The sequence below is a fragment of the Streptomyces turgidiscabies Car8 genome (assembly GCF_000331005.1).
In the GTDB taxonomy this organism is placed as follows: domain Bacteria; phylum Actinomycetota; class Actinomycetes; order Streptomycetales; family Streptomycetaceae; genus Streptomyces; species Streptomyces turgidiscabies.
Genome location: NZ_AEJB01000180.1, coordinates 1 through 5,669, shown reverse-complemented (window position 1 = coordinate 5,669; position 5,669 = coordinate 1). Strand labels below are relative to the sequence as shown.

General features: G+C 70.5%; 3 protein-coding genes and 1 pseudogene. 3 read left to right on the top strand and 1 reads right to left on the bottom strand.

All coding sequences use genetic code 11. The features are described 5' to 3' along the window. Positions 1 to 198: 198 nt before the first annotated feature. Together STRTUCAR8_RS49535 and STRTUCAR8_RS11235 are read left to right on the top strand one after the other, a co-directional pair. Positions 199 to 1,759, top strand: a pseudogene (locus STRTUCAR8_RS49535) (DEAD/DEAH box helicase). Positions 1,760 to 1,855: 96 nt separating this feature from the next. Beyond that, entirely contained in the window at positions 1,856 to 2,143 is a 288-nt protein-coding gene (locus tag STRTUCAR8_RS11235; protein WP_006375774.1) for an SCO5918 family protein, read from the top strand. A 144-nt stretch (positions 2,144 to 2,287) separates the two neighbouring features. Here the strand turns inward: STRTUCAR8_RS11235 and STRTUCAR8_RS11230 are convergent, their stop codons facing one another. Continuing rightward, positions 2,288 to 5,398 carry a beta-N-acetylglucosaminidase domain-containing protein gene (locus tag STRTUCAR8_RS11230; RefSeq protein ID WP_006375775.1) on the bottom strand — a complete coding sequence of 1,037 codons (3,111 nt, stop codon included), beginning with the start codon at positions 5,396 to 5,398 and terminating at the stop codon, positions 2,288 to 2,290. Between the two features lie 95 nt (positions 5,399 to 5,493). On the opposite strand from STRTUCAR8_RS11230, the gene STRTUCAR8_RS11225 reads away from it, so the two are divergent. Continuing rightward, the coding region (locus STRTUCAR8_RS11225; RefSeq protein ID WP_044472020.1) for an NAD(P)-binding domain-containing protein at positions 5,494 to 5,669 on the top strand (176 nt) is incomplete at its 3' end.

The window sequence follows — 5,669 nt, the reverse complement described above, 5'->3', positions numbered from 1 at the left end:
TTTCGGGACGGTTCAGTACCGGAGACCGGTCGCCGTCCCTGATTCTTGGGGGCATTCCCGCTTCGGGTCATCCCCTTCACCGCTCGTTTCCTTTCGGCCCGTCCCCACGGCCTTCTTGTCCTGTGTACTGCCGCTGTCGCGGCGGACGCTGAGCGCTGCCGTGATTCTGTCGACGTGCCGCATTGAGGAAGGTTCTGCATGAACCGGTCGTTCGCCGACCTGGGCCTGCCGCCCTCGCTGCTGGCCTCCCTCACCGTCGAGGGCATCACCGTCCCCTTCCCGATCCAGGCGGCCACGCTGCCGGACACCCTCGCGGGTCACGACGTCATGGGCCGTGGTCAGACCGGCTCGGGCAAGACCCTGGCCTTCGGCCTGGCCATGCTGGCCCGCCTCGCCGGACAGCGCGCCGAAGCGGGACGCCCGCTGGCCCTCGTCCTCGTACCGACCCGTGAACTCGCCCAGCAGGTCGTGGACGCGCTCACCCCGCACGCCCACGCCATGAACCTGCGGATGACGACGATCGTCGGCGGTCTGCCCATCTCGCGTCAGGCCCGTGCGCTGAGCGCCGGCACCGAGGTCGTCATCGCGACGCCCGGCCGGCTCCGCGACCTCGTCGACCGCCGCGACTGCCGTCTCGACCGTGTCTCCGTCACCGTCCTCGACGAGGCCGACCAGATGGTCGACATGGGCTTCCTGCCACAGGTCACCTACCTGCTCGACCAGGTGCCGCGCAGGGGTCAGCGCATGCTGTTCTCCGCCACGCTCGACGCGGACGTCGGTCGGCTCGCCCGCCGCTACCTGCACGAGCCCCTGGTGCACGAGACCGACCCGCACGCCGGCGCCGTCACGACGATGGAGCACCACGTGCTCTACGTCGACGACGTCGACAAGAAGACGGTCGCCACCGAGATCGCCGCCCGTGACGGGCGCGTGCTCATGTTCATGGACACCCGGCGCAGCGTCGACCGTCTCACCAAGCACCTGCTGAAGAGCGGCGTCCGTGCGGCAGCCCCGCACGGTGGCCGATTCCCAGCCCCAACGCACGCGCACACTCGCCGAGTTCAAGACGGGCGAGGTCACCGTGCTGGTGGCGTCCGCCGTCGCCGCCCGTGGCATCCACATCGACGACCTCGACATGGTGGTCAACGTGGACCCGCCCGGCGGCGCCAAGGACTACTTGCACCGCGGCGGCCGTACGGCACGTGCCGGGGCCTCCGGCAGCGTGGTCACCCTGGTCCTGCCCGAGCAGCGCCGCGAGATGCGGAGCCTGACGCGGGCGGCCGGCGTCGACCCGAACACGGCGAAGGTCTCCCCCGGTGCCGCCGAACTGACCCGCATCACCGGTGCCCGTACGCCTTCGGGCATACCTGTGGTCATCCCGGTTCCGGCCCCCACCCCGCCGGCCGCCCCCAAGGGCGACGGCTCCGGCGGCCGGTCCAGATCCTCGCGGTCCCGGTCCGGTTCGGGCGCGGGTTCCGGCTCGGGTTCGGGTTCGCGTTCCCGCCGCGGCTCCGCCGAGGGCGGTTCGGCCACGGCGCGCACAGCGGGCGGTGGCGCCGCCGGCAAGGGCCGTACGGCGGGTGGCGGCACCGCCAAGAAGGCTTCACGTCCGACGGGTGGCGGTGCCAAGCCGCCGCGTGTGTCGGGCGGCAACCCGTCGGCCCGTACGGAGCAGGACTCCGCCGGTGAGCCTCGCAGCCGCCGACGCAGGGCGCCCCGTAACCGGCGCCCCGGTTCCGACGCCCGTCAGGCCGGCTGACCCCCGCGCCGTCCCAGCTTCACCCCAGCCGGTCGGTTTCAGGCCGACCGGCACCAGAACCACTGACCCCGGACCCTTCTGACCTGCGGAGGCACCATGCGTTGTGTGATCGCCCGATTCCCGTTCGACCTGATCATGAGCGAGGTCACGCACAAGATGGACGGGGTAGCTCCCGAGCCCATCACCAGTGCGGCCGTCGGTATCGGTGGCGTGGACTACCCCGTCAAGCAGGTCGGCGCGGTGATCACCCGCCTCGACCGGCGGGACTTCACCGAGAAGGAGATGATCGCGGCGCTGAACCGGCTCGGTTTCACCTGCCGTCCGGCCGCCGCGCCCGCGCCGGCGCGTCCGGCGGTCATCGATCCTTGGGCCGAGATGCAGTAGCACTCCGTTTCGGGGGCGGTTCGGCGGGTTTCGGTGCCGTCTCTGGGTGCCGGTGCGTTGTGGTTTCGCGCAGTTCCCCGCGCCCCTGAAAGGTCGGTTCCCCGCGCCCCTGGAGGATGGGGCGCGGGTGAACCTGTCCCGGAACTAGCTGATCGGTACTCCTGTCACCGTTGCTGCCAAAGGGTAGGCGCCCGTCTTGAGGGGGGTGCCTGCCTTTTTTGTTGCTGTTGTCACGGGGATGAGGGTGTTGGTGTCCGCCGTGGTGACGTAGGCCGTGGTGCCGTTCCAGTCGAGGGTGACGTCGAAGGCGGAGCGGCCGACGGTGACCGGGGTGCCCGGAGCGCCCGTCACCGTGTCGAGCGGGGTGATCGTGTCACCGTTGCTCGCGCTGACCCAGAGGGTGCGGCCGTCGGGGGAGACGGCGAGGCCGTACGCCTGACCGGTGACCAGGAAGGTCGGGCGGGTGTCGTTCGTGGCGGTGTCGATGGGAGTGATCGTCGAGCCGCCGGAGTTGGACACGTAAACCGTTCGCCCGTCGGGAGCCGCGACCACGTTGAACGGGTTCGGCCCGACCGCGATCGGCGTGCCCGCCCTGCCTGTCGCGATGTCCACCGGGCTCACCGTGCTGTCGTGGATGTTCGCCACGTACAGGGTGGTGCCGTCCGGGGTGATCGCCATGTTCTCCGGGCCGTCGCCCACCGGGATCTTTGATCCTGCTTTGCCGGTGGCGGTGTCGATCGGCTGGACCGCGTCGTCCGAGTAGTCGGCGACCCAGAGGGTGCGGCCGTCGGGGGTGAGGGCGAGGCCCGCCGGTACGTCCCCGACGGCCACGGTCGACGTGACCTTCGCGGCGGCGACATCGATGACGCTCACGGTGTCCGAGCCCTGGTTCGCCGCATAGGCGGTGCGGCCGTCCGAACTGACCACGATCTCCCCCGGGTTGGCGCCGACCGGGATCTCCGTCGACGTGCCGGAGGCCAGGTCCACCGAACTGACCGACGCGCCACTGAAGTTGGCGGTGAGGGCGCGTTCGCTGCCGCCGACGACTCCGGTTACTTGTATGGGGATCGCCCGGCTCATCAGTCCTTCTCCGGTGACGGCGACCGACCTTGTGCCCGCGCTCGCTCCGGATGCCGCCGTGAACGTGACGGTCGCGGTGGCCTTGCCGCCCGCCGGGACGGTGACCGTGCCCGTGGACGGGGTGACGGTCAGACCGTCAACCGGCTTGATGCTCCAGGTGGTTGTGCTTGCGGTGGTGGAGCGGTCGTCGGTGATCGTGAGGGTCGCTGTCGTCGTGCCGCCGGGGGGCAGGGAGAGGGAAGTGGGGGTGAACGAGGCGTCCGGGCCCGGGTCGGGGGCGGCTCGCAGGGTCGCGTCGAACAGGAAGCGGTCCAGTACGCCGGGGGCGATCTGCTGCGGGACCGAGTCGAGTTGCCTGCGCTGCGACTGGAGGCGGGCGTAGAGGGTGGACACCGCGTCCGAGTCGCCCTTCGCCTGCGCGAGCATCAGCTGTACGGCCGTACCGCCTGCCTCTCCGTATGCGCCCAGTTTGGCGAGCCAGGCCGAAGTCTCGGTCAGGAAGCGCGAGTTGGGGAGGTTCGTGCGGAGGTCGGCGGGGGTGGCGGCCATCGTCCTGAAGTAGGCGGTCAGGGCGCGGGCCGCCCTGCCGAGGCCGTCACCGCTCTCGTAGGCGGTCGTGAACGCCTTGAGGAGCGGGGTCAGGGTGGGGGATTCGGTGGCGTCGAGGAGCGAGGAGTAGTTGTTCTCCGCGAAGACGCGAAGGGAAGTGGCTGTGTGCTCGGGCGAGTTGGCCGCGAAGTCCCGCACGGAGGCGAGGAAGGCGGCTCGCGGGTCGTACGCCTTCGGGTTCCAGGCGTAGGACGCCGAGGTGAAGAGGGCGAGTTTGCTGGCCTCCGCCTGGACCATCGGGTTGGCGGTGATGCCCGTGACCTGGGTGGCCACGCCTGCCTCGCGGCCGGTGTAGGGGCCTAGGAGGAGACGGCTGGTGGTGTAGTCGTTCACCGGGTAGTTGTCCCAGATGAGGATCGGGTGACCGAACAACTCCCGTGCCTGGCGGGCCTGTTCGGTACTGATCGTCGGCGCGATGACTCCTACGCCCGTCCATTCGACGACGACCGAGGGGTCGAGCTTCTCGCGCAGCGCGGTCTTGTACGGGGAGTCGGCCAGGTCGGAGTACTCGGTCGGGACCATCTCCAGCGGGGTCACGTCCGTGTGCGCGTCGACGAAGTCCTTCACGATCGAGTTGAGGAGCGTCGACTGGGCGGTGCCGGCCGCGCCGCCCCCCGTGCCGAACTTCTGCTCGTCGGCAGGGCAGTTCCACGCCGTGTAGCTGATGTCGTCCAGCGGCACGGCGAACGAGCGCACGCCGATCGCGTACAGCGACTCGAACTTGGCGACCAGGGCCTGGACGTCGGCGGCCGAGGAGTAGCAGACCGACAGGCCCGGGGAGAGGGCGTAGGTGAAGCGGACGTGGTTCTGGGCGGCCCGGTCGACCAGTTGCTTCAGGGTCGCCAACTGGGCGGGCGGGTAGTCGTCGCGCCAGTTCGCGCGCAGATACGGGTCGTCCTTGGGGGAGTAGACGTACACGTTCTGCTTCGTGCGGCCGTAGAAGTCGAGTTGGGAGAGACGGTCCTGCTGGGTCCAGGGGGCGCCGTAGAAGCCCTCGATCACTCCGCGCAGGGCGGTCGTCGGCCAGTCGCGGACGGTGGTGGAGGGGACCGAGCCGTGGGTGATCAGCTGGCGGAGGGTCTGGGCCGCGTAGAACGTGCCCGTCGCGTCCACGCCGGACAGGGCGATGGTGCCCTTGCCGGTGGCCAACGTGTAGCCGCCGGAGGGGAGCCCGGTGGGGGGTGCGGCGTGCAGGTGCTTGAGTGCCTTCGCCGTCGCCGGGTTCTCGGTGGGGCCGCCGACGTAGACGGTGAGGGCGGCGGGAGGTGTCGGGTGGCCCGCGGTGACGGTACGGATGGTGCGGGCGCCGGCGTCGCGCAGGACGCGTTCGACGAGGGCGCGGGCGGCGGGGTCGGTGGCGTGGCCGATGACCTCCACGACCTGCTTCGGCACCGGTTGGGTGCCGTGGCCGGGTCGCGACTGCTGGGGTGTCGGCCAGATGTGGGGGACGGAGGCCGTGGTGGCGGAGTGGGGCGTCGCCGCCGAGGCGGGGGCCGGGGCGGTGCCCAGCACACAGAGGGCCAGTGCGGCCAGGAGGCCGCTCGCTGACTTCAGTGCCGGGGTCACGGCCGGCTCCGGTTCAATATTTTATCCATCGTGCGGAATTTTGGTGGATGGATTCACCCGACGGCAAGACCCCGTCCACTTGCTTTACTGAGCCCATGACCGACATCGAGACACCCGCTCTCTCCGTCGCCGTGCTCGGCACCGGCATCATGGGCGCCGCCATGGCCCGTAACCTCGCCCGGTCCGGCCACACCGTCCGGGCGTGGAACCGGACCCGCGCCAAGGCCGAACCGCTGGCCGCCGAGAACGGCGTGCAGGTCTCCGACACGCC

Bases quoted from the DNA above. Each gene is read 5' to 3' on its own strand.
- STRTUCAR8_RS11235 (WP_006375774.1), top strand. From the start codon at position 1,856: ATGCGTTGTGTGATCGCCCGATTCCCGTTCGACCTGATCATGAGCGAG.